This window comes from Sodalis ligni, from assembly GCF_016865525.2.
Lineage (GTDB): Bacteria > Pseudomonadota > Gammaproteobacteria > Enterobacterales > Enterobacteriaceae > Acerihabitans > Acerihabitans ligni.
This window is the reverse complement of the sequence record NZ_CP075169.1, coordinates 1,826,663-1,850,405: the sequence shown is the minus strand read 5'-3', so window position 1 is coordinate 1,850,405 and position 23,743 is coordinate 1,826,663. Positions and strand designations below refer to the sequence as shown.

18 protein-coding genes and 2 pseudogenes are annotated in these 23,743 nt (G+C 55.3%); 15 read left to right on the top strand and 5 right to left on the bottom strand.

Annotated elements, in window-relative coordinates; all coding sequences use genetic code 11:
• Positions 1-12 precede the first annotated feature (12 nt).
• The 11 genes from GTU79_RS08620 (at position 13) to GTU79_RS08575 (ending at position 10,196) form a co-directional block, all read left to right on the top strand.
• Complete coding sequence (locus GTU79_RS08620; RefSeq protein ID WP_203522197.1) at positions 13-1,191, top strand: transporter substrate-binding domain-containing protein; 1,179 nt, start codon at positions 13-15, stop codon at positions 1,189-1,191.
• Between the two features lie 16 nt (positions 1,192-1,207).
• The gene (locus tag GTU79_RS08615; RefSeq protein ID WP_214513844.1) at positions 1,208-1,663 is read left to right on the top strand and encodes an ANTAR domain-containing protein; all 456 of its coding nucleotides are present in this window, start codon (positions 1,208-1,210) and stop codon (positions 1,661-1,663) included.
• 604 nt (positions 1,664-2,267) lie between these two features.
• Positions 2,268-2,879, top strand: a complete 612-nt coding sequence (nthA, locus tag GTU79_RS08610) for a nitrile hydratase subunit alpha (RefSeq protein WP_203522199.1) — start codon at positions 2,268-2,270, stop codon at positions 2,877-2,879.
• A 16-nt stretch (positions 2,880-2,895) separates the two neighbouring features.
• Positions 2,896-3,207 (top strand): hypothetical protein, encoded by a 312-nt coding sequence (locus GTU79_RS31100; protein ID WP_338091465.1) that lies wholly within the window; start codon positions 2,896-2,898, stop codon positions 3,205-3,207.
• On the top strand, positions 3,204-3,566 hold the full coding sequence (locus tag GTU79_RS31095) for an SH3-like domain-containing protein (RefSeq protein ID WP_338091464.1): 363 nt from the start codon (positions 3,204-3,206) through the stop codon (positions 3,564-3,566). The genes GTU79_RS31100 and GTU79_RS31095 overlap by 4 nt, the downstream gene beginning before the upstream one ends.
• A 3-nt stretch (positions 3,567-3,569) precedes the next feature.
• Positions 3,570-4,067 carry a nitrile hydratase accessory protein gene (locus GTU79_RS08600; protein WP_203522200.1) on the top strand — a complete coding sequence of 166 codons (498 nt, stop codon included), beginning with the start codon at positions 3,570-3,572 and terminating at the stop codon, positions 4,065-4,067.
• Between the two features lie 89 nt (positions 4,068-4,156).
• Entirely contained in the window at positions 4,157-5,206 is a 1,050-nt protein-coding gene (locus GTU79_RS08595; RefSeq protein ID WP_203522201.1) for a HoxN/HupN/NixA family nickel/cobalt transporter, read from the top strand.
• Positions 5,207-5,259: 53 nt separating this feature from the next.
• The gene (locus GTU79_RS08590; RefSeq protein ID WP_203522202.1) at positions 5,260-6,270 is read left to right on the top strand and encodes an ABC transporter permease; all 1,011 of its coding nucleotides are present in this window, start codon (positions 5,260-5,262) and stop codon (positions 6,268-6,270) included.
• On the top strand, positions 6,267-7,304 hold the full coding sequence (locus GTU79_RS08585; RefSeq protein ID WP_203522203.1) for an ABC transporter permease: 1,038 nt from the start codon (positions 6,267-6,269) through the stop codon (positions 7,302-7,304). Before GTU79_RS08590 ends, GTU79_RS08585 begins: the two co-directional genes overlap by 4 nt.
• A 79-nt stretch (positions 7,305-7,383) precedes the next feature.
• On the top strand, positions 7,384-8,616 hold the full coding sequence (locus GTU79_RS08580) for a sugar ABC transporter substrate-binding protein (protein ID WP_214513843.1): 1,233 nt from the start codon (positions 7,384-7,386) through the stop codon (positions 8,614-8,616).
• A gap of 56 nt (positions 8,617-8,672) precedes the next feature.
• Entirely contained in the window at positions 8,673-10,196 is a 1,524-nt protein-coding gene (locus GTU79_RS08575; protein ID WP_203522205.1) for a sugar ABC transporter ATP-binding protein, read from the top strand.
• A gap of 138 nt (positions 10,197-10,334) precedes the next feature.
• Here GTU79_RS08575 and GTU79_RS08570 read toward each other — a convergent pair whose 3' ends face one another.
• Together GTU79_RS08570 and pepN are read right to left on the bottom strand one after the other, a co-directional pair.
• Positions 10,335-11,189 carry an EcsC family protein gene (locus GTU79_RS08570; RefSeq protein WP_253073512.1) on the bottom strand — a complete coding sequence of 285 codons (855 nt, stop codon included), beginning with the start codon at positions 11,187-11,189 and terminating at the stop codon, positions 10,335-10,337.
• Positions 11,190-11,561: 372 nt separating this feature from the next.
• Positions 11,562-14,182: pseudogene (gene pepN, locus GTU79_RS08565) on the bottom strand (aminopeptidase N).
• Between the two features lie 304 nt (positions 14,183-14,486).
• Here pepN and pncB point away from each other — a divergent pair.
• The 4 genes from pncB to GTU79_RS08545 all read left to right on the top strand — a co-directional run bounded on the left by pncB (position 14,487) and on the right by GTU79_RS08545 (position 20,087).
• On the top strand, positions 14,487-15,692 hold the full coding sequence (gene pncB, locus GTU79_RS08560) for a nicotinate phosphoribosyltransferase (RefSeq protein WP_132922627.1): 1,206 nt from the start codon (positions 14,487-14,489) through the stop codon (positions 15,690-15,692).
• Positions 15,693-15,860: 168 nt separating this feature from the next.
• Positions 15,861-17,261 (top strand): asparagine--tRNA ligase, encoded by a 1,401-nt coding sequence (gene asnS, locus GTU79_RS08555; RefSeq protein WP_132922628.1) that lies wholly within the window; start codon positions 15,861-15,863, stop codon positions 17,259-17,261.
• Positions 17,262-17,595: 334 nt separating this feature from the next.
• Positions 17,596-18,690: a porin OmpF gene (gene ompF, locus GTU79_RS08550; protein ID WP_275956923.1), complete on the top strand. Its 1,095-nt coding sequence runs from the start codon at positions 17,596-17,598 to the stop codon at positions 18,688-18,690.
• 206 nt (positions 18,691-18,896) lie between these two features.
• Positions 18,897-20,087, top strand: a complete 1,191-nt coding sequence (locus tag GTU79_RS08545) for an amino acid aminotransferase (RefSeq protein WP_203522207.1) — start codon at positions 18,897-18,899, stop codon at positions 20,085-20,087.
• A 266-nt stretch (positions 20,088-20,353) separates the two neighbouring features.
• Here GTU79_RS08545 and GTU79_RS08540 read toward each other — a convergent pair whose 3' ends face one another.
• From GTU79_RS08540 to ldtD, 3 genes and pseudogenes are all read right to left on the bottom strand, one after another.
• Entirely contained in the window at positions 20,354-20,980 is a 627-nt protein-coding gene (locus tag GTU79_RS08540; RefSeq protein WP_132922630.1) for an MBL fold metallo-hydrolase, read from the bottom strand.
• 84 nt (positions 20,981-21,064) lie between these two features.
• A pseudogene (mepK, locus tag GTU79_RS08535) lies at positions 21,065-21,610 on the bottom strand (peptidoglycan L,D-endopeptidase MepK).
• 182 nt (positions 21,611-21,792) lie between these two features.
• Complete coding sequence (ldtD, locus tag GTU79_RS08530; protein ID WP_203522208.1) at positions 21,793-23,592, bottom strand: L,D-transpeptidase; 1,800 nt, start codon at positions 23,590-23,592, stop codon at positions 21,793-21,795.
• Positions 23,593-23,743: the final 151 nt, after the last annotated feature.

The following is a 23,743-nucleotide window of genomic DNA, read 5'->3' as shown; positions in this document are numbered from 1 at the left end:
AAAGGAGACGCGATGCTCACTACGGCCATACATCCGCGGCCATACCGCGGCCGGCGGGAGTCACCGATTCCGGTCGGTATTCTTTATTCCGTCTCGGGCCAGTACGGCGTCATTGGACGGGAAATGCTTAACGGCATCCTGTTGGCCATTGAAGAGGTTAACGCCAATCCCGCCTTGCCATTTACCCTGGCGCCGGTGATTTTCGACCCGGCCTGCAACCTGGAAAACTATTATCACTATTGCCATGAATTGCTTTACCGGCACGGCGTCAGGCATATCGTCGGATGTTATACGTCGGCGTCGCGCAAGCAGATCCTGCCGCTGGTTGAGGGGGCCAACGCCCTGCTATGGCATACCGCGCGCTATGAGGGGTTCGAAAGCAGCAATAATGTGATCTACCTCGGCGCGGCGCCCAACCAGCATGTCCTGCCGATGATTCGATACGTCGCTGAGCACTACCAGCCGGATATCTATCATATCGGTTCCGATTATGTCTGGTCCTGGGAAATCGACAGAATCACGGGCGAAACCGTGGAGCCCCTGGGTGGACGCATGATCGCCAGCCGCCTGTTGCCGCTGGGGGAAACCGAGGTTGCGGCGATTATAGAGGATATCATCGTTAAAAAACCGCCGGTGGTGTTGGTTACCCTGGTAGGTATTTCCGCTTACCGCTTTTACCGCGTCTGGCATGACATGGCGGCCGACCACCCTTTTTTGCGCTCACACCCCATCGCGCGGCTTAGCCTGACCCTTTGTGAAGCGGAAGTGAATATGGTCGGCGCCGAAACGGTGGAAGGCTACCTGGTTTCCGCGGTGTATTTCCAATCGATAGATACGCCGGAAAATGCACAGTTCCTGGCGCGCTATCGCCGGCGTTTCGGCGAGGACTGTTCGCCGTCGGTAGATGCCGAGGCGGCATGGATTGGCGGCCATATGCTGGCGAATGCCATTACGCGCTGCGGCAGCGATGATGTGGCGCTGGTTCGCCAGGCGGCCTACGAGGATGTTTTCATGGCTCCCAACGGCGCAACCCGGATCGATGCGGATAACAATCATGCCTGGCTAACGCCCAAACTGGCGCGCTGCGGCGCGGACGGCAAATTCCATATTTTTTGGCAGGCGCCCGAACCGGTAAAGCCCGACCCCTATCTTACCTGGGTCGGAGTGCCCGAACCCGGTGCGAAACGCTGACGCGATGAGGGATAACGTGAAAAATAACCGATTGGTGGTGCGCGGCTTGCGAATTGCGCTGTTAGGCTGCAACGCGCGTGATGAACAGCATTTATTGCAGCAGTTCCGCCGCCTGGGCATCATGGGCATTCCTTTTACCGAACCCGAACCCGCTACTCTGAACAGCGGGCATGACATGGTTATTTTCGACAGCGACAATAATATCTTATTGCGGCAGTTGGAAGCGCAGCCCTGGCCGGAATGCCCGAAAATCGCGTTGCTGGGATCGGAAGCACCGTCCCGCCTGCTGTGGATTATCAACCAGGATATCGACGGCTATTTGCGTAAACCCATGAAGTCAGAAGGGATATTCTCCACCATCCTGCTGGCGATGAACCAATATCGGCGCAAGCAGGATGATAAAACCACCATCGCAAAGCTGGAGATCCGGGTCAAGTCGCGAAAGTTTTACTGTCGGCACAAATTTTGTTAATGAACACATTACAGTGCGACGAACAGCAGTCCTATATTTTACTGCGCCGGTTCGCCACTGAGCGGCAAACAACCGTGGAAGAACTCAGCATTGAATTATTGGCCAGACCCCATGAGTGGTTGCAGAAAATTAAATCCCGCAGCTGTTTTGATCCTGATAAAAATAACTTAGCGTGTTAATTATTTTGCCAGAGCAGGATGCCATTACAACTAACAAGGATAATTATGCACAAAAGTGGTGATATTTCACAAATAAATTGCACCTGGATGAATCATATTTTCCTGGTGCCAAGCGTAAAATTGATTATTTTTGAAACAATCTCATGTTTTATATAGATTTCTGATTAAAAGCCGTTTTGGCACCCTAATTGCTTAGTTAATAGCAAAGAATGCCGTATGAGTGGCTGATAAGGGTAATGCTTAACGGTATTAAAGATGTGGCCGGAATATAAAATCACCGGTCGCTGAACAGCGCAGAATCGGCAAAGATGCCCCAACGACTCGTTTGAGTCGCTGGGGCTTTTTTTATCGCTTTACGCATAACCGCGACACCATGTTCTTAAAGCACATGCGTAAAAAATAACGTCACAACACAGGAGATCGTAATGAAAGACGTTTTTGAACCTACGACGCCGCCGTCGATTCCCACATTGCGAATCAAGGCCATTCAATCGCTATTAATTGAGAAAGGCTATCTGAAACCGGAAGCCATCGATGAAATCATCGATATCTTCGAGCACCGTTTCGCACCAAAAAACGGCGCCAAGGTTGTGGCAAAAGCCTGGGCGGATCCCGCTTATAAACAGCGGCTGCTCGCAGATGCAACCGCGGCCATTGCCGAACTGGGGTTTACCGGCCTGGAAGGCGCGCACATGTACGTCGCGGAAAACACCGACGCCGTGCACAACATGGTGGTTTGTACCCTGTGCTCATGCTATCCCTGGCCGACACTCGGCCTGCCGCCCACCTGGTACAAAGCGCCGCAGTATCGCTCGCGTGCGGTGATCGAGCCGCGCGCCGTGCTGGCCGAATTCGGGGTAACCCTTGATGATAGCGTCGAGGTCCGGGTCTGGGACAGCAATGCCGAAATCCGCTATCTGGTGCTGCCGCAGCGTCCTGCGGGCAGCGAGGACATGAGCGAAGAACAATTGGCGTCACTGGTGAGCCGTGACTCGATGATCGGAACCGACCTGCTGGCGCCGGTCACCCACCCTTGAAACTGGAGAATCTGCCATGAATTCAATTCACGATGTCGGCGGCATGCACAACCTGGGACCGATCAATCCTGATCACAACGAACCGGTGTTTAAAGCCGCCTGGGAAAAGCAGGTTTTCTCCACCATCGGCCTCTATTTTGCCGGCGGCCTGTGCCCCATTGACGAGTTCCGCCACGCCATAGAAGTGATGGATCCCGCCGAGTACCTGAGCACGCCTTACTATGTCCATTGGTTCCATGCCATGGAAACCCTGGGCCTGGATAACGGCCTGTTCACCGCCGAAGAACTTGCAGACAAAATCAAACAGCTCCAGGAGGCACGGCCATGATGGTATTGGAAAAAGATCAGGTATTGGCGGCGGTAAAAACCAATCCGGTATATGTACGTCCTACCGACCGTGCGCAGCGTTTCAACGCAGGGGATCGGGTGCAGGCGAAAAATATTCATCCCAAGGGACACACGCGCCTGCCCCGCTATGTGCGCGGCAAAACCGGCACCGTGTTCCGCCACCAGGGCGCCTTTGTGTTCCCCGACACCACCGCCCACGGGCAGGGGGAACGGCCACAGCATGTCTACAGCGTGCGTTTCGAGGCGCAGGCGCTTTGGGGCGCACAGACCGAAGGAAAGTCAGCCGTCTATCTCGATCTGTGGGATGACTACATAGACCCCGCACCGGCGGAGGGCTAATACATGACCACGTCAACACAGGAACAGCGGCCGATTCCCATTATGGACGAACCCGAGATGTCGTTTGGCGAACCCTGGCAGGCGGAAGCCTTCGCCACCGCGTTGCAGCTATCCCACGGAGGGCTGTATAGCTGGACGGAGTGGGTACAGGCTTTCTCGGCCATTATCCGCGAACAGCCGCAGCGGGCAGATGAAAGCATCGGCGACGCCTACTACCGGCAATGGCTGGCGGCGCTGGAACGGTTGCTGGAGCACAAGGCGGTGCTGCGCGAAGAAGATGTGACCACGCGGCAGGCCTTATGGCACTTGGCTTATCTTCATACTCCACACGGCCAGCCGGTCTCGCTCAACCAGGTGGAGCAAATCGCCGATCCCTGCGCCGCGCTGGAGCGGGCGTCTCTCACGCCGGCGCCCCATGCTCATCATCACCATCATCATGCCCAGGGTCCGGCGGCACCCACGCCCATCGCGGTATCGCCGGGCCGCGCAGCGACACGGTAAAAATAACGCCGCCGATTTATCTACCCGCGGCATCCGCCGGCCGCGGCCGGCGGACCTAACGTTAAGCAGTCTATTGACAGGTGAATACGATGAAAGATGTTTTACAACAGTTTATTAAAGGCGACGAGCACACCCGTTTTCTCCGTTGGGCCATTGTGATTCTTAACGTCGTTGCCTGGGCATGGGCGCTGTTATTATTCCACGATCAACCCACACTCCTGGGTACGTCATTGCTGGCCTACACCTTCGGCCTGCGCCACGCTGTGGATGCCGATCATATCGCAGCCATTGATAACGCCACGCGAAAGCTGATGCAGGAAGGCAAAACGGCCAGCAGCGCCGGTTTTTTCTTCTCACTCGGCCACGCGTCCGTGGTTATATTGGTGTGTGCCGGCGTGGTGGCGGCCTCGGTTGCTATCCAAAATTACATGGGCAATATGAAGGCCATCGGCGGCATTATCAGTACCATCGCCTCCGCATCTTTCCTGCTGTTTCTCGCCGCGATCAATTTTCTGATTTTCCTGTCGGTGTTTAAATCGTTCCGCGCCGTGCGCCGGGGCGAGGAAATCATTGAAGAAGACCTGGATTTACTCCTCAGCCGCCGGGGATTTTTTGCCAGGATCTTTCGCCCGCTGTTTGCGCTGGTGTCAAAAAGCTGGCATTTATTCCCCATTGGCTTTCTGTTCGGAATCGGCTTTGATACCGCCACCGAGGTGGCGCTGTTCGGACTGTCTTCCACCCAGGCCCACGGCGGACTCTCCTTGCTGAGCATCATGGTAATGCCCGCATTGTTCACCGCCGGCATGCTGCTGATTGATACCCTGGACGGCATGCTGATGGTCGGCGCTTACCGCTGGGCCTTTGTTCGTCCCATCCGAAAAATCTACTACAACATGACCATCACTTTGCTGTCGGTAATGGTGGCGTTTTTTATCGGCGGTATCGAAGTGCTGGCGCTGCTATCCGACAAACTGTCCCTGCAAGGAAGCGCGTGGGACGTTATCCAGAACCTGACCGCCCATTTCAATCTATTGGGTTATATCGTCATCGCCTTGTTTATCGGCTGCTGGGGCATCTCGATGATGATCTACCGCCTGCGCAATTTCGACGACATCGATGTCAAGTTTGAACAAAGTTGAAGGACATGGCCTGGTTCACTTAATGAATCCCTAATTTCACAGGACATTTTCTCATGAGTCATCTATCGCACGGTATAGATACGCATACCGCGGGCGGCTTACGCCCTAAAGCCGGTCGCAAACCGCTGTTTCGCGGCGCTCTGTTGGCGATTTTGGTCTATCTGGTGATGTACGTGCTGTATGGGCTGGCCGAACCGGACGCGTTCAGCGCGTATTCCATAGCCAATCTTTTCAATAACGCCGCGCCGCTGGCGCTGGCCGCCGCCGGCCAAACGTTGGTGATCCTGAGCCGCGGATTCGATTTATCCCTGGCGGGGGTTATTTCCATAGCCAATGTGCTGACAGCGATTGCTCCCTTCGACGGGCCGCTGGGCGCGCTGTTCAGCCTGGCGCTGTCCATGGCGGCCGGGGCGGTGGTCGGGGCGGTAAACGGTTATCTGGTGGCCTATCGGGGTATCCAGACCATTGCGGCCACGCTCGGCACGATGATTATCAGCCAGGGTATTGCGCTGCTGCTATTGCCGGTGCCCGGCGGTTCGGTGGCCCCGTTTGTCAGCGATACCCTGACCGATATGCTCTGGAACACCGTGCCCGTTTCAGCGTTGATCGTCGGCTTTTTTGCCCTGCTGTGGCTGGGGCTGAAAAATACCGATACCGGTATTGCCTTTTACGCCGTCGGCGCGGATGACAATGCCGCCGCCCTGTCGGGCATACCGGTGAAATGGACCCGTTGCAAAGCCTTCATCCTGGCGGGCTGCTTTTACGGCGCTGCGGGTTTTATGCTGAGCGCCCAGACCGCCACCGGCGACCCTAATGCAGGCCTGCCTTTCTTATTGCTGTCGTTCGCCGCGGTCGCCCTCGGGGGCACCAGCCTCAGCGGCGGGCACGGCGGCGCCTTTGGCTCAATGGTGGGCGCGGCGGTGCTGCTCTTGATGCAGAAAATGCTGTTTGCCCTGGGCGTCGCGTCGTTTTATATCGGTTTTTTCCAAGGGGTATTACTGATTTTAGCCATTGTGTGCGGCCGGGTGATTAATCGCCCCCGCGCAGGAGGTACGGCCAGATGAATACGTCTACACCGGTTAACCCGAGCGCCTCCCCACGGCGCGATCAACGGACAGGATCGCGCATCAATGGGGAGTATATTGCGCCGCTGATGCTGCTCCTGCTGACAGTGCTGATGATTTTCGCTTCCCGGTTGATCAGCCCGGCCCTAGGCTCATGGTCTCAGATGCTGATGATAGTAACCCTGAGCACATTTTTACTGTTGGTGTCGTTCGGCCAGGGATTGGTGATCCTGAGCGGCGGTATGGACCTGTCGGTCGCCTCGCTGTTTATGTTCGGCGGCGTCATGTCCGCCGGGGCCATCGGCGCAGACGGCGGCAATGTCGCCTACATGCTGCCGCTGATTTTGCTGGGTGCGGCGGCGATTGGCGCCTTTAGCGGCATCGGCATCGCCCTACTCGGCATCCCGCCTTTTATCATGACGATGGGCACCGGCATTATCGTCGCCTCGCTGGCGCTGGGCGCCAGCGGCGGCAGTACCCTGGGCGCGTCGCCGCCGCTGTTGTCGGCGCTGGTAAAAGGATCGATAGCCGGCATGCCTTGCATCCTGGTGTTCTTTATCCTGTTTTGCCTGCTGGGGATATTTATCCAGAAGAGCACGGTGTTCGGCCGCAATCTGTATGCGATCGGCGGTAGCCTTGGAGCGGCGCGCGTCAGCGGCCTGCCCGTCACCAGCGTCACCATCGCCGCCTATGCGCTCAGCGGCCTGAGCGCCGCCGCCGGCGGGGCGCTTCTGACCGGCTATTCCGACGGGGCGACGTTGCGCATGGGCGATCCTTATCTGCTGCCGTCGATTGCCGCCGTGGTGGTGGGCGGTTCATCTATCCTGGGCGGTAAAGGCACTTTTGTCGGCACCATTGTCGGATGTCTATTCTTGGTCACCCTCGATTCGGTTATCGCCGCGACCGGGCTGAGCCAGGGCTGGCGACAAATAGTATCAGGTGTCGTAATAACCCTGGCGCTATTATTTCAATCCGGTTCGGATAATGCGTTGGCCGTCTGGCTGGAAAATTGTGCCAAATTATTCAAGAAATAACGGGTGAGTAAGAAAACCGTCAGACCTGCAAATTGAAAGATGCAGGGTATAAACCTTCAATAACTATTCAGGAGTTAATATGTCTTTAAATAGATATCTCAAGAGATATGCGTCTCTTGCCGCCTCGGCGTTGTTATTATGCGGCGTAATGAATTACGCCCTTGCCGCCGATACGCCGCCGCCTGCTAAAAAATACAAAATATTTCTTAGCCTGAGTTATAGCGGAAATAACTGGATGAGCGAAACAGCCAATATTATCAAATCGCTTGCAAAAACACCGCCCTACGACAAAATGGTCGATTTGGAGGAGGTAATCTCCGGTACCGACCCGCAGGCGCAAATATCGGCTTATGAAAGCATGATTGCCACCAAGGCCGACGGCATTATCAGCTTTCCCATTTCTCCCACGGCGTTAAATCGGGTAGTCCGGCGCGGATGCAGCCAAGGCGTGAAGTTTTTTATGTTTGATTCTACCGTAACGGAAAAATGCGCTTATAACATCAGTTATATTACCGCCGGCGCCGGTGAGAATATGGCCCAATTTCTGGTTAATACGCTTGGCGGTAAAGGAAAGATATTTATGAATCGCGGCGTGCCCGGCACCTCGGTGGATAAACGGCATTATGACGGCGCAATGCATATATTTTCCCAATATCCGAATATCAAAGTGGTCTCTGAATATTACGGCTATTGGGACGATCGTATCAGCCAGCGTGAAACTGCCAAGGCGCTGGCGGCACACCCGGACGTAGACGGTATTTGGTCGGAATTGGGTGAAGCCGGGGTATTAAACGCCGTCGCCGACCGTAAAGGAAAAATGATGCCGATTACCGGGGAAAATATGAACGGATTCCGTCTCGGATTTATCAACGACGACTATCGCAAACGCGGGCTGACCGGGGTTTCCGCCGGTTCACCGCCGGCAACGGCGGGCTACGCCTTTAAATTGATGATGGAAGTGCTGACCGGCAAACGCAAACTGGAACCGACCAACGTGGAATATCCGCTGCCCTGGGCGACGGCAGACCAGATTAAGCTGTGCAAAGGCAGCACCATTGCCGACGGCTGTAACGTTTTTGCCGGTAATCTGGTACCCGAAGGATTCTCCACCGAGATTTATAACCCGACATTGTTACCGGAAGTGACGCTGGACTCGGCGCTCAAAGGCACTCCAACGCCGGGGATGACCATCCAGCCGCTGCCGGCAGCGATTGTGAAAGCCCCCGACGAACCGGGTATCAATTGCGAACACTGCCAGCCGCCGGTTGACCAATACAGGCTCACCAAAGTCACGGCGACGGTTCAACCTTAATCCACCGGCGCGCCGTCGGGGCTCTGGCGCCGGCGGCTTTTCAAAAGGCGAACGAAATGATGGTACAAAACCTATCCCAGGGCATGACCCTGACATCGGTATCGAAAGCCTACGGTGCCACCGTGGCGCTGGAAAGCGTCTCAATGACGCTTAATCCCGGCCAGGTACAGGCACTGTTAGGGGAGAATGGCGCGGGTAAATCCACGCTGGTGAAAATTCTGTCGGGGGTCGTCGCGCCCAATAACGGAACGATGACGCTGGACGAAAACGATTATGCCCCACGTTCACCTTTACATGCCCGCCAGGCGGGGGTTTGCACCGCTTTCCAGGAACTGAGCCTGCTGCCCAACCTGTCGGTGGCGCAAAATTTCTTTTTGCCGCGCTCAGCCAAAGGCGCCGGAGGCCTTATCGCCCCCCGGCAGATGGCCCGCCTGGCGGATGCCATCCTGGCCGAACATGATGTCCATGATATCTCCCCCTGGGCCATGGTGGATGACCTGTCCATCGCCGCCCGCCAACGGGTGGAAATCGTCCGCGCCCTGCACCGCCGGCCCCGGTTATTGATACTGGACGAACCCACCGGCGCCCTGGCGGACGTCGACTGGCTGTTTACGCTGGTCCGTCGCCTGACGGCGCAGGGTGCGTCGGTCTTGTTTATTTCCCATCGTCTGGCCGAAATCCGTGAAATCGCTTCTCATGCCACAGTGCTACGCAGCGGCCGCTCCATCGCCACCGTCCGTCTGGAGGACGTGGGCGATGGGGATATTTTTGAAATGATGGTGGGCCGGCGAGCGCGGGGAGAACACCGGCCGCCGGCCGGCACGGATCCAGGCGCAAACTCCCAGCCGTTGCTGATGGCTAACGATCTGTGCGGGCAAAATTTTGATTCGGTCTCCTTTGAGCTGCGAGCCGGGGAAATCGTCGGCGTCGCCGGCCTGGAGGGACAGGGCCAGCGCGAACTATTCCGCACCCTGGCCGGACTGATGCCGCCCAGCGGCGGGCAAATCGTGATGCAGGGTCAGGAAGTCAGGCTGCGTAATCCCCGCGATGCGCTGTTTAAATCCGGCGGCATCGCTTTTGTGCCGGAGGATCGTAAAAGCGAGGGCATTTTCCCCACGCTGTCCACCGCCGCCAATATTACCCAGTCGATTTTGCGCCGGTTCAGCGTGGCGGGCGGCATAAACCGCCGCGGTGAAAGACGTGCCGTCGCTAATGTGTCGCCGCAGGTGGAGCTGAGCGACCGTTATCTTAACTTTAAAATCACCAGTCTCTCCGGCGGTAATCAACAGAAGGCGCTTATTGCGCGCGCACTGATAACCGGGGCCAGAACGCTGCTGCTGTTCGATCCGACCCGCGGCGTGGATGTCGGCACCAAGGAGATCATTTATCAGGCTATCCATACCTACGCCGCCGCCGGCGGATCGGTACTGGTGTACTCCACCGATTTGGCCGAACTCTTTGTGCTGGTAGACAGGTGCCTGGTTATGTACCAGGGCGGCGTGGTGGCGGATATCCCGCGCCGGTCGCTGGACGAAGGCCACATGGTCGGGCTGATGACCGGCAACCTGGCGGCGTCCTAGCACAGCCCCGGTACCGGCTGCCGATGACCGCTCCTTTTCCGCCACGCAGGGTATCAGCTTTCGCGGCGCCCAACGGCATAATATGCCCTACGACTTTATGGTCCTGCACACTGGCGCGGTGCGGGACCGGCGCGTCGCTTAGGCCGGCCTGACGGCGACAGCGGTTACCTGCGGCCCGAATCTCATTGATAGAAAACGTTCCCGGTATAAATAATAGGCGGCATCACACACCTGAGTGGTGAAATAGACGTTGTAACCGCCGCCTACTACCGCCCCGACAATCGGCAAGGTTTGCGCCAGTTTGGCCTTGGTTAAACGGATACCCAGCGTTTTAGCTATTTCCTGGATAATTTTCACCAGGGCATGTTTTTCCAATTGTTGCCAAGTTCTTTTTTTGGCCGTATCCCGGGCTATGGCAGCCAACTGCGCCATGGCGATATTTTTTGCGGCGTCGGAGGGGGAAGAAACCAGGCCCATAATTTGTAGGGCAAAGAGTTTTTCTTCCTGTTTATTGATATCGAAGCCGTAATAGGTGGCATATTCGCCGACGGCCCGCAAATTGAGCGTAATCAGCGACGGAATATCCAGCGCCAGCCCGGCGATGCCCGTAAGCCCCGCCCCCATGCCTTCCGCCAGCGCCAGTCCTTTATATTTGGCCGACAGGGATCCTACCGTTTTATCGATGCCGGCCAGAGACAAGGCGCCGATATCACCAAGGGACGCCACGCCGCTCCACCCGTCACGGCGGAACTCCTCGAAGATGGCCTGTGGCCTGACGCTTAATTGCGCCAAATCATTGCAAACACCGGTAAGGGCGATGATCACGCCCTGCAAAATCCCGCCGATGCCTGGCGCCTGTAAAATGGCGTTCCCAAGTGAGTCCAGCGGCTTATTAATCACTTTAAATGCCCTGAGTGAACCGCCGGCCCGCGGATTTTTCCAATGCTGTATTTCGAGCATGGCCTGTCGTTCATAATGATCCGGGATCATCATGCTTCCCCCCATTTACGCAATGAAACTTTCCCCCGCTCATGCACGCAAACATGTGCAATAAGCGAAATGCATACCGGGCCGGCCCCGTTTTTGTATCATGGGGGAAAGTAGCGCCGCGAGGCAAAAAGGGTTGCGGAATATCAGAGAGGCCGCGCAAAAAAAAACGGCCGGCCTATGCCGGCCTGAGCTTATTGACAAAGTGCCCGGTCGGAACAGGCTGCCAGATCGTAAACACGCCGTGAATACATCCTTGTAGGCTCGATCCGCGCCATCCATGGCGCGGACGGTTTACTCTTCTGGCAGCCTGTCCCACCTTATTGACTCCGAGTGCGTTTGTCAGCAGTCTGCGGCCGGCCTATGCTGGCCTGCGTCTTATTGTTCCGTAGCCAGCGCCTTGGTGATTTTCTCATAGAGATCGCCGGACAAGTTCGGCAAGGCCTGCAGCGTTGTCAGCGCCTGGCGCATTAGCGCCTGGCGCGAATCGTCGTAACGCTGCAAACGGATCAGCGGTTCGATAAGCCGGGAAGCCACCTGGGGATTGCGGGTATTGAGCTCAACGAGGATTTCCGCAAGGAAGCGGTAACCGCTGCCGTCGGCGGCATGGAACGCCGAGGGATTGCCGGCGGTGAAGGCGCCGATTAACGCGCGGATGCGATTGGGATTGTTCAGGCTGAATGAACGATGCGTCAAAAGAATCTTGACCTGGCTCAGGGCATCGGTGGCCGGGCTGGTGGCCTGTAGGGTAAACCACTTGTCCATTACCAGTCCGTCGTGATGCCAATGCTCGTCGAAATCCGCCAGCAGGGTCGCCTGGCAAGGCAGTTGAGCCGCTACGGCGGCGCCGAGGGCAGCCAGCATGTCGGTCATATTATCCGCCTGGTGATACTGTTGCGTGGTCAGCGCCACCGCCTGATCGTGTTCGCCGAACGCCAGATAGAACAGGCAGATATTCCGCAAGGCGCGCTTGCCGATGTCCTGTTGCTCCACCCGGTATAGCGGCGTTTTGTTGGCATGGTAAACCGCCAGCAGTTCATCCCCAAGCTCCGTCGCCAGACATCGAATCAAGGCCTCGTGCACCGCGTGGATGGCGGCGGGATCAATTTTCTCAAACAGCTCCGCCATTTCGTTTTCACCGGGCAGGGTCAGGATTTGCGCGGCCAAGGCCGGATCAAGGCCGGGATCGAGCAATATGCCCCGGAAGGCATCGGCCACATGCAGGGGCAGCGTCAGGGGCTGTCCTTGGCGAAAGCGCGCCACGCTCAGGCGGATATAAATGGAAAGCAGGCTTTGCGCCGCGTCCCAACGGGAAAACTCGTCGGTGGCAAAACGCATCAGCGATACCAGTTGCTGATCGCCGTAAGGGTAATCAAGCTTCACCGGCGCCGAAAAGCCGCGCAACAGCGAAGGAATCGGCAATGACGGCACGTCGTCGAAAATAAAGGTCTGCACCGCTTCGGTAACGTTCAGCACATTATTCACCGGCCTGCCCTCCCGCTGCAGCGGAATAACCTGGCCTTCCACATCATACAATTCAATATTCAGGGGGATATGTAACGGCAGCTTCTCCTTTTGCCCAGCGGTGGGCGGCGTCATCTGGCTCACGTGCAGTTGATATTGACGCAGCTCGGGATTGTAATCGTCCCGGATCGTAAGTACCGGTGTGCCGGATTGACCGTACCACCGGCGGAACAACGTCAGATCAACGCCGGATGCCTGCTCCATGGCATTGACGAAATCATCGCAGGTGGCGGCGCTGCCGTCATGGCGTTTGACATAAAGCCGCATCCCCGCCTGGAATTTCTCCTCACCCAGCAGCGTATGCATCATGCGAATCACTTCCGCACCCTTCTCATATACGGTGAGGGTATAGAAGTTATTCATCTCGATAACCATATCAGGACGAATCGGATGAGCCATCGGGCTGGCGTCCTCGGCAAACTGGGAGCCGCGCATGACCCGGACATTGCCGATGCGATTCACCGCGCGCGAACCCAGATCGGCACTGAACTCCTGATCGCGAAAAACGGTCAGTCCCTCTTTCAGGCTGAGCTGGAACCAGTCGCGACAGGTAATGCGATTGCCGGTCCAGTTATGAAAATACTCGTGGCCGATGACCCGTTCTATATTGAGATAATCGTTATCGGTAGCGGTCTGTGCCCTCGCCAGAACATATTTGGAGTTGAATACGTTCAGGCCTTTATTTTCCATCGCCCCCATATTGAAGAAATCCACGGCCACAACCATATAGATGTCAAGGTCGTATTCCAGGCCGAAGCGGGTTTCGTCCCAGCGCATGGCGTTTTTCAGCGAGGTCATGGCCCAGCCGGCGCGATCCAGGTTGCCGCGGTCCACAAACAGCTCCAGCGCCACTTCCCGCCCCGATTGGATGGTAAAAGAGTCGCGCAAAACGTCAAAATCGCCGGCCACCAGGGCAAACAGATAGCAGGGTTTGGGGAAAGGATCTTGCCAGACCACCCAATGGCGGCCATCCTCGTTGTCGCCTTTATCAATCAGGTTGCCGTTGGACAACAAAAAGGGATAGCGGTCTTTGTCCGCGGTGATCCGCGTGGTAAAACGCGCCAGGACGTCGGGACGATCGAGATAATAGGTAATATGGCGGAAACCTTCCGCTTCGCACTGTGTGCACAAGGCATCGCCGGAGAGATACAGCCCTTCCAGGGCGGAGTTTTCCGCCGGATGAATCACATTGACAATGGTCAATGTAAACGCCTCCGGCAACTGTTCAATGACCAGCCCAGGGCTTCCTGGCGGTAGTGCGACCACTCCCGGCCATCGACACGGATCACGAGTAATTGGAGATCCTCTCCGTTCAACAACAAAGGCGCCCCTGGCTGACCGTGGCGGACTACTTTGCTGACCGCCGTCACCGTGGTGGTTTCGGCATTGAGATCAAATTCCAGGCTGATATCGGTGATGGTATAATCCGGCGCACGATAATCATGGCGGTATTTTGCTTGCGGCTGCTGAGTCATAATTAACCTTTTGGCATCGTCATAGATTTCTCGGAATAAGTCTATTCCTGTTAAGGCTATGTTGCCATTGTAAACGAATGCATTTCTTAAAATGCTTCGGATCGGATAAAAATGAAGCAATACCATGGGCTTTGGCGTTTTTCATACCGGCTTAATCCGGCAGAACGGCACGTTTAAGCCTCGACGTTATTACGCAATCTATGATTTGATGTGACTACACTTATAAGAAAGCCCGGAAAGACTTCAGTCGTTTCGCCATTTGCCGACTGTGATTTTGCGTCGTAAGAGGATGCTGTAACGCGCCATGAATTTAGCCACTAAGCCGATTTTATCGTCGATACTCGATACCGATGCCTATAAGCTGCATATGCAGCAGGCGGTATATCACCGATACCACGACGTCACCGTCGCCGCTGAATTCCGTTGCCGCGGCGACGATTTACTGGGTGAGTATGCCGGCGATATCAGCGCACAGATTGAAATGATGCGCGATCTTGCCCTGACCGACCAGGAGATGGGTTATCTGGCCGGACTGCCGTTCTTCCGGCAGGATTACCTGACTTGGCTGCGGTCGTTCCGTTTCGATCCCCGGCAGGTGAGTGTGCGCAATCATCACGGCAAACTGGATATCCGCATTACCGGCCCCTGGCGGGAAGTGATTTTATGGGAGGTGCCGCTGCTGGCGGTAATAAGCGAAGTGGTCCACCACCATCGTTCCCCCTGCAATCTTCGCGACATGGCGCTGGCGCAACTGCGGCAAAAACTCCAGCATTTCCGGGAAGCCAGCCGGGATGTGGATATTTCCCATTTCAAGCTGATGGATTTCGGCACCCGCCGGCGCTTTTCACGCCAGGTGCAATATGATGTGGTCGCCGAACTGAAACAAGATTTTCCCTATCTGATCGGCACCAGCAATTACGATATGGCCAGGGAGCTTTCCCTGACGCCGGTGGGAACGCAGGCCCATGAATGGTTCCAGGCCCACCAGCAGATCAGTCCGGAGCTGGCCACCAGTCAACGCGCCGCATTGCAGGCCTGGCTGGATGAATATCCTGACCAATTGGGTATCGCGCTAACCGATTGCATTACCATGGACGCATTTCTGCGCGATTTCGGCGCGGACTTCGCCAAGCGCTACCAAGGGCTTCGCCATGACTCGGGCGATCCGGTGGAATGGGGAGAAAAAGCCATCGTTCACTACCAGAAGCTGGGCATCGATCCGCTGACCAAAACGCTGGTCTTCTCCGACAGCCTTGATTTTGATCAGGCGCTGAAGTTATACCGCCATTTCTGGCAGCGCGTGAATTTGGTGTTTGGTATCGGCACCCGTCTTACCTGCGACATCCCCGGCGTCAAGCCATTGAATATCGTGATCAAGCTGGTGGAGTGCAACGGCAAACCTGTCGCAAAACTCTCCGATAGCCCCGGCAAGACCATGTGCCACGATAAAGCCTTTGTCAGGGCGCTGCGCAAAGCGTTCGATTTACCCCAGGTCAAAAAAGCCAGCTGAATGATTGCGCCGGAATTATTTCCGGCGCGAGCCGAATGCCGAGATTCAAATTCTCTGGGCAAAACGGTGTTTTTTGCTTGTGTCCTTCCGCCCGCCAAGTAACATATTAACCCTTCGCATCGGCGATAAAGCCCTATTTCAAATCAACCTGAGTTAAGAGAGTATTTTATGAGCGTAGTGCCTGTAGTCGACGTACTGCATGGGCGCATGCCAGCTGACAGTGAAGTCACTGTACAGGGTTGGGTGCGTACCCGGAGAGATTCAAAAGCCGGTATCTCCTTTCTTGCCGTCTACGACGGTTCCTGCTTTGATCCATTACAGGCGGTCATAAATAATACTTTGCCGAATTATAAAGACGATGTTTTGCGTCTGACCACCGGCTGCTCGGTGGCGGTAACCGGCCGGGTGGTTGAATCCCTGGGCGGCGGACAGCGTTTTGAAATCCAGGCGGAAAAAGTCGACGTGCTGGGCTGGGTGGATGATCCCGATACCTATCCGATGGCGGCGAAACGCCATAGCGTTGAATACCTGCGCGAAGTGGCGCATCTGCGTCCCCGCACCAATATGATCGGGGCCGTGGCCCGGGTACGCAATACCCTGGCTCAAGCCATTCACCGCTTTATGCACGAGCGGGGCTTCTTCTGGGTATCCACTCCCCTTATCACAGCCTCGGATGCTGAAGGCGCGGGGGAAATGTTCCGCGTTTCCACTCTGGATGTCGAAAACCTGCCGCGGGATGCCCAGGGAAAAGTCAATTTTGATGAGGATTTTTTTGGCAAAGAAGCCTTTCTGACGGTTTCCGGCCAATTGAATGCCGAAACCTATGCCTGCGCATTATCCAAGGTTTACACTTTTGGTCCGACTTTCCGGGCGGAAAACTCCAATACCACCCGGCACCTGGCAGAATTCTGGATGATGGAACCGGAAGTGGCCTTCGCTGACCTCAATGATATCGCGGCGTTGGCTGAAGACCTGCTGAAATATGTCTTCAACGCTGTGCTGACCGAAAGGGCCGACGATATGAAGTTTTTCGCCGAGCGCGTGGACAAAGAAGCCATCACCCGTCTTGAACAGTTTATCGCCTCTGATTTTGCCCAGGTAGATTATACCGAGGCGGTTAACATCCTGCAGGCTTCCGGGCAGAACTTTGAAAACCCGGTCTCCTGGGGCATCGATCTTTCCTCGGAACATGAACGCTATCTGGCGGAAAAACATTTCCATGCGCCGGTGGTGGTAAAGAACTATCCCAAAGATATCAAAGCCTTTTACATGCGTATGAACGACGATGGCAAGACGGTAGCCGCCATGGATGTGCTGGCACCGGGTATCGGTGAAATTATCGGCGGTTCGCAGCGCGAAGAGCGCCTTGATCGTCTGGACCAGCGTTTGACTGAAATGGGATTGAATAAAGAAGATTATTGGTGGTATCGTGATCTCCGCCGTTACGGCACCGTTCCGCATTCTGGTTTTGGGTTAGGTTTTGAACGATTGGTGGTTTATGTCACAGGAATGCAAAATATTCGTGATGTGATCCCCTTCCCCCGCAGTCCGCGCAATGCGAACTTCTAAAATTCTTCATTAAATATAAGAAAAACATATATATAAACTCTTTAGGCCAGCATTGCTGGCCTTTATTATTTTAAAGTTTGAGTTCTCTCACAAAGTTCCCTCATATTTACATTTTGCAATACTCTGTTTCCCTCTGAAACATTATTGCGACCTTTGTAGCATTTTCTGTGTGGATTAACATGTCTGTGAATGGAACACTGCGTGCAGACACAGAAAGACACCAAACTCTCATTAATGTTTCATTAGAATTTATAGTTCATGTCGAAACTATGACTTCTGTAAGAAATTATTAGCGGCAGTGGCAGGTGTCCAAATAAAACCAATGAGGGTAATAATGATGAAGCGCACTATTCTTGCATTTGTAATTCCGGCCTTGTTGGCTGCGGGTGCTGTAAACGCGGCCGAAATCTATAACAAAGATGGCAACAAACTGGACCTTTACGGACGTTTGGACGGCCTGCATTACTTCTCCAGCGACAACGATGGCGGTTTCGCGGGCGACGGCGATGAGTCTTATGCTCGTCTCGGCTTCAAAGGCGAAACCCAAATTAACGACCAATTGACCGGTTACGGCCAATGGGAATACCAAATCGCTGCAAACGACACTGAAGGCGGCGCTGACCACAATGACGGTACCAAGACTCGTTTGGGCTTTGCCGGTTTGAAATTTGCCGACGCGGGTTCAATCGATTACGGCCGTAACTACGGTGTTGTTTACGACGCACTGGGCTGGACCGATATGTTGCCGGAATTCGGTGGGGATACCGCTTACACCGATAACTTCATGGTCGGCCGTACCACCGGTGTGGCTACCTATCGTAACACCAACTTCTTCGGTCTGGCTGACGGCCTGGATTTTGCCCTGCAATACCAGGGTAAAAACGACCGTTCAACTGACCCGCATCGCTCTAATGGCGACGGTTACGGCGGTTCAGTCTCTTACGTTTCCCCCATCGGCGTGGGTATCGTAGGTGCTTATGCTTCCTCAGATCGTACCAACGCGCAGCAAAACCTTGCTTTCGGTGGCGGCGACCGTGCCGAACAGTGGGCGACCTCTCTGAAATATGATGCTAACAACGTATATCTGGCTGCCACTTACGGCGAAACCCGTAATGCCACCTGGATGTCAAGCAATCTGAATACCAATACGGGTTTTGCCAACAAAACCCAGGACATCCTGATCGTGGCCCAGTACCAGTTTGATTTCGGTCTGCGCCCGTCCATCGCTTACGGCCAGTCCAAAGCGAAAGATGTTGAAGGTATCGGCGACGTTGATCTGATCAAATACTACGAAGTCGGCGCGACTTACTACTTCAACAAAAACATGTCCACTTATGTTGACTACATCATTAATGACCTTAATGACAACAACAAACTGGGCTACTCCACCGGCGACACCGTTGCCCTGGGCGTAGTGTACCAGTTCTAAGTTGACGTCAACTTCTCATGGGCACTTGATGTCCTGAGCTGAGATATTGAAGGCAGGGTTTTCCCCTGCCTTCTTTTTTTATCATATAATCGCTATACCGGGGATAAACGGGGGGATTTTTTATCCAAACTGTTGGCAAAGGGGTTTTCTGGGTAACCTGAAAGCACGTTGTGCTCACTGTTCATTTTCCCCTGGAACCCTTCAAAATGTTTGAAAATATTCCGTTAGCTCCTGCCGATCCCATTCTCGGCCTGCTTGATCTTTTCCGTGCTGACCCGCGTCCGAACAAAATCAACCTGGGCATCGGCGTCTATAAAGATGAAACCGGCCAAACCCCGGTGCTCACCAGCGTAAAAAAAGCCGAACAAATATTGCTGGAAAGCGAAATCACCAAAAACTATCTTGGCATCGACGGCCTGGCCGCCTTCGGGCAATGTACCCAGGTTCTGCTGTTCGGCGCAGACAGTCCGATAATTGCCGCTAAACGCGCCCGCACCGCGCAAACTCCGGGGGGCACAGGCGGGCTGCGGGTGGCCGCCGATTTCCTGGCGAAAAATACCGCCGTAAAGCGCGTATGGATAAGCCAACCCTCCTGGCCGAACCATAAAGGCGTGTTCGCCTCCGCCGGCCTGGGCACTGCTGAATATGCCTATTATGACGCGGCAAACCATACGCTGGATTTTGAGGGCATGCTGCAGGGCCTGCAAAATGCCCAGGCCGGCGATGTGGTGCTTTTCCACGGCTGTTGCCATAATCCCACCGGCATCGATCCTACCGAGGCCCAGTGGCGCATTCTGGCGGATTTATCCCGTGAAAAGGGCTGGCTGCCGCTGTTTGATTTTGCCTACCAGGGTTTTGCCCGCGGTTTGGAAGAAGATGCCCAGGGCCTGCGGATTTTCACTGAAAACCACAGCGAAATGATTATCGCCAGCTCCTATTCCAAGAACTTCGGCCTGTATAACGAACGGGTGGGGGCATGCACCCTGGTGGCGGCGGATGCCGAAGCCGCAGACCGCGTTTTGAGCCAGCTGAAATCCTGTATCCGCGCCAACTATTCCAACCCGCCGTCCCATGGCGCCGCCATTGTGGCGACCATTCTGGGCAATGATGCGCTACGTACCTTGTGGGAGCAGGAATTGACCGGTATGCGTGAACGGATTAAACGCATGCGTCAGCTGTTCGTCAGTACGCTGCGGGAAAAAGGCGCGCAACAGGATTTCGAGTTTATCAATCAGCAAAACGGCATGTTCTCGTTCAGCGGATTAACCAAGGAGCAAGTGCTGCGGCTGCGGGATGAGTTCGGCGTTTACGCGGTCAATTCCGGCCGGGTGAATGTGGCGGGCATGACCACGGACAATATGGCGCAGCTGTGCGAAGCCATTGTTGCCGTGCTGTAAGCCGGTCCCACGCTAAAATAAGAATACCGTCTTGCTAAAGACGGTTTGAGCTTTTGACAAAGTGCCCGGTCGGGACAGGCTGCCAGATCGTAAACACGCCGTGAATCCCTCCCTGGAGGCTCGATCCGCGCCATCCCTGGCGCGGACGGTTTACTCTTCTGGCAGCCTGTCCCTTCTTATTAGCTCCGAGTACGTTGTCAGCAGTCTGAAACCGTCTTGCTAAAGACGGTTTTTTTTGGGTCGGGCGCAGCTCTTTTAGGCCGGCATTATAAAAAAGGGTTGGTCAGGCGCTCATGGCCCAGCGTTGACATGGCGCCATGGCCGGGAATAAACGCAATATCGTCCCCCAACGGCAACAGCTTGGTGCGGATTGAATTAATCAAGGCCTGATGGCTGCCGCGTGGAAAATCGCTGCGGCCCACGCCGCCTTTGAACAGCACGTCGCCCATCAGAATGATATGCGCGTCGCGATTATAAAATACGATATGTCCGGGCGTGTGGCCGGGGCAGTGCAATATCTCGAACCGCTCTTCCCCAACGCGTACTTCCTCCCCTTCCTCAAGCCATTGATCGGGGGTGAGGGGCAGGCACTCATCCAAACCGAACATCTGGCTTTGCTCCGGCAGCGCATCCAGCAGAAAGCGATCTTCGCTCTGCGGGCCGACAATGGGTACGCCATAATGAGCCGCCAACTCAGCCGCGGCGCCCACATGATCCAAGTGGCCGTGGGTCAGCAGAATCTGTTTTACCGCCACGGCCCTGGCGGAAACTTCCGCCATCAGCTTTGCCGCCTCGCCACCGGGATCCACCAGCGCCGCGTCCCCGGTTTTTTCACACCAGATCAGCGAACAATTTTGGCTAAACGCCGTCACCGGTACAATATGGTATTTCATAACTCTCCGAAAATGCGATTAAACGCCCGCCGCCAACGGGTTACGGCCCGGACAAGGGTATAGGCGAATAGCAGCGCTGTCATCCTACCAGGCTCTTACCGGACCGGTATCAATATGCACAAAGTTACTGCTTGGGTAATAACCTACTCCGCCCATACGCATTTTCATAGCCGCTTTTCGGATATTGCTGAGCTGAACGCCCTCAATATGAAAGTCCATGGCTTTACCCAAGGTATGATAGCTGTGTTTTGCCACACCCGAGCTGTGTTCGCGCAGCTCATTGTTCGTTCGCGGGAACGATAACCAGAAATCAATTGTACCGGCTTGCTGGTGTCCAGCATCATTTGCAGCCGATAGATATGATCGAACAAGCGCGGGTCAATGCTGGTTATCTTATTGGCCCGGTAATCCCGGAAAAATGATTCAAGCGGGACAATTCCGCCTGATTATATCCTTTACCGTTAAAAATTCGGTCTTTAAGATTTCACCGGTATTGAGATTATTGAGATGAAGGATACGTGGACGAGGTGTGGAAAGCATGGCGAACGAGGCATTGGGAAGGAGGGCGATGCCCATCGTTGCGCAGCTTAGCGCCAATAATTTTCGGCGATGTTGATTTATAGGATCCATGAGCAAAATAACCAGTTGGCATAAGGAAACGGACGAATAGCACATTAGCGCACCGTCCGGAACCATAACCGCTGAAAATGAAGCAGTCAACCCACGGTTTGTCAAGGTTTGCAAAGGCTCACAAAATGACCGGTCGGGGCCCAACGCTCCCCGACCAGAACAATTCTCATTTCTTCAGCTGGTTATTGCAGTAGCCGTTCCGCATTGGGCAGGCTTTTTACACCGATTTTAACGGCGCTATCATAATTGTAAATATCTGTGCGGAACTGCGGTTTACCATCTTCCGCCACCCACGCGGTGAGGTAAAACAGATTTACCGGTATCTGATGGCGAATGGAGACGTAGGTGGTATTGCCCTGTTTGAGCGTGGCGCTGACCCGCGCATCGCCCCAGCCTGCGTCCTGCAGCAGCATGTTGGCCAAATCCGAGGCCTTGTTCACCCTGACACAGCCTGAACTGAGCGCGCGCATATCGCTCAGGAACAGATTATGGTTCGGCGTATCATGCAGATAAATCGCATCGGAACTGGGCATATTGAATTTGTAGCGCCCCAGGGCGTTATTGGCGCCCGGCACCTGGCGCAGGCGGTAAGGGAAATGGGCAGGCGATATCATATTCCAGTCGAGAGTGGCGGGATCCACCACTTCCGCATCGCTGCTCCAACCGGATAGCAGGGTAAAACCGTTGCGCTGCAGGTAGCCCGGATCGCGCATAGCCTTCGGCACGATATCTTTCTGAACCAGCGAGGTGGGAACATTCCACGGCGGATTCAGCACCACGCTGCTGAGCGCGCTGCGCATCAGCGGCGTTTTGCGGCTTGGGCGGCCGACGATGACCCTTGATGACAACACTTCGGTGCCCTGGTGATAGTACACCAGCGAATAGTTGGGAATATTCACCTGGATGAAGGTGTTAAATTGTTTATTCAGCAGCCGCAGGCGCTGGATATTCAGCGCCAGCAGGGTGACCCGGACCTGAGGCGAGACATTGAGCCATTCGCGGGTCTGGCGGCCGATAACCCCGTCAGGGTTCAGTCCCTGCCAGCTTTGAAAACGCTTGACGCCATCCACCAGCTCAGGTGTGAAAACCTTGTCCTGGGGATCGACGGTGGCGATGACTGAAGGATCCGATGTGGAAGCGGAGGGTTTGGGGGAATCGGCGGCCGGGCTGACCACCACCGACTGCTGCGCGTCGGTCACCGGCGCCGGCGCGCGGGCATCGGCGGGGGCATTATCCGCGGTGGGCACCGGCGCCGGCTGCGCCGCGGCCAGCATGCCGCTACGCAGCAATATTTCCCTCAGGGCCGGAATATCATCGCTGATTTGCCCCGGCCGCAGGCTTTCCTGGCCGTTCAGCCGCGGCCAGGGGTGGGTGTCGGACAACATGGTTTTCAACGCCTGGTGCATTTTCAGATATTGAGGGTTCTGCGGCGCGAGGCCGGCGACGAACCGGCCGATGCTGCCGTCATGCACCGCATGCAGCCAGTGTTGAACCGCCAGCTCCGGCGGTGGGGTAAGCACGTACGGGCCATCGTTGAACAGCCATTTTTCGCCGTTTTGATCGACGCCGGAGACAAACTGCAAATATCCCAGCATCGCATCGGAGAGAATGACATCCCGCGCCATCGCATTGACGCGCGGATCGGTTAACCACTGCGTCCAGACAATAAACTGAGGCTGGACGCCGGATAACGCCAACTCCGCCAGCTGCTGCTGGAACTGCTGCACCGCGTCGCGATCTTGCCACAGCGGCTGGTTATGGTGAGCGGAATAAATCAGCGCCAGCTGGCCGGCATAAAAGGGTTTGATGCCGGCGGGCATCACTGCCGCCAGCGCCGCAGCGCTGTGACCCAAGGTATGGGTCTCAGGCAATATCGGGGCGGTGGCCACCTGCGCCCTGGGAGCAAACAGCGGAAACAGGCACGAAGCCAGCAGGCAGCCGGTCACCGTACGTCGCCATACCACGGTACTTGTCAGTAACATCCTTTGTCCCCTGTATGCTGAATTGTTAATTATTATCGTCCTATTTTCGCATGGGACTTTTCCTTAGTATATAAGCAGAAAGCCAAATATGCGTTACTGAAATTGCGAAGAAATTAACAAACTTTTCAACGGAGCGAAACAGGAGGAAAAA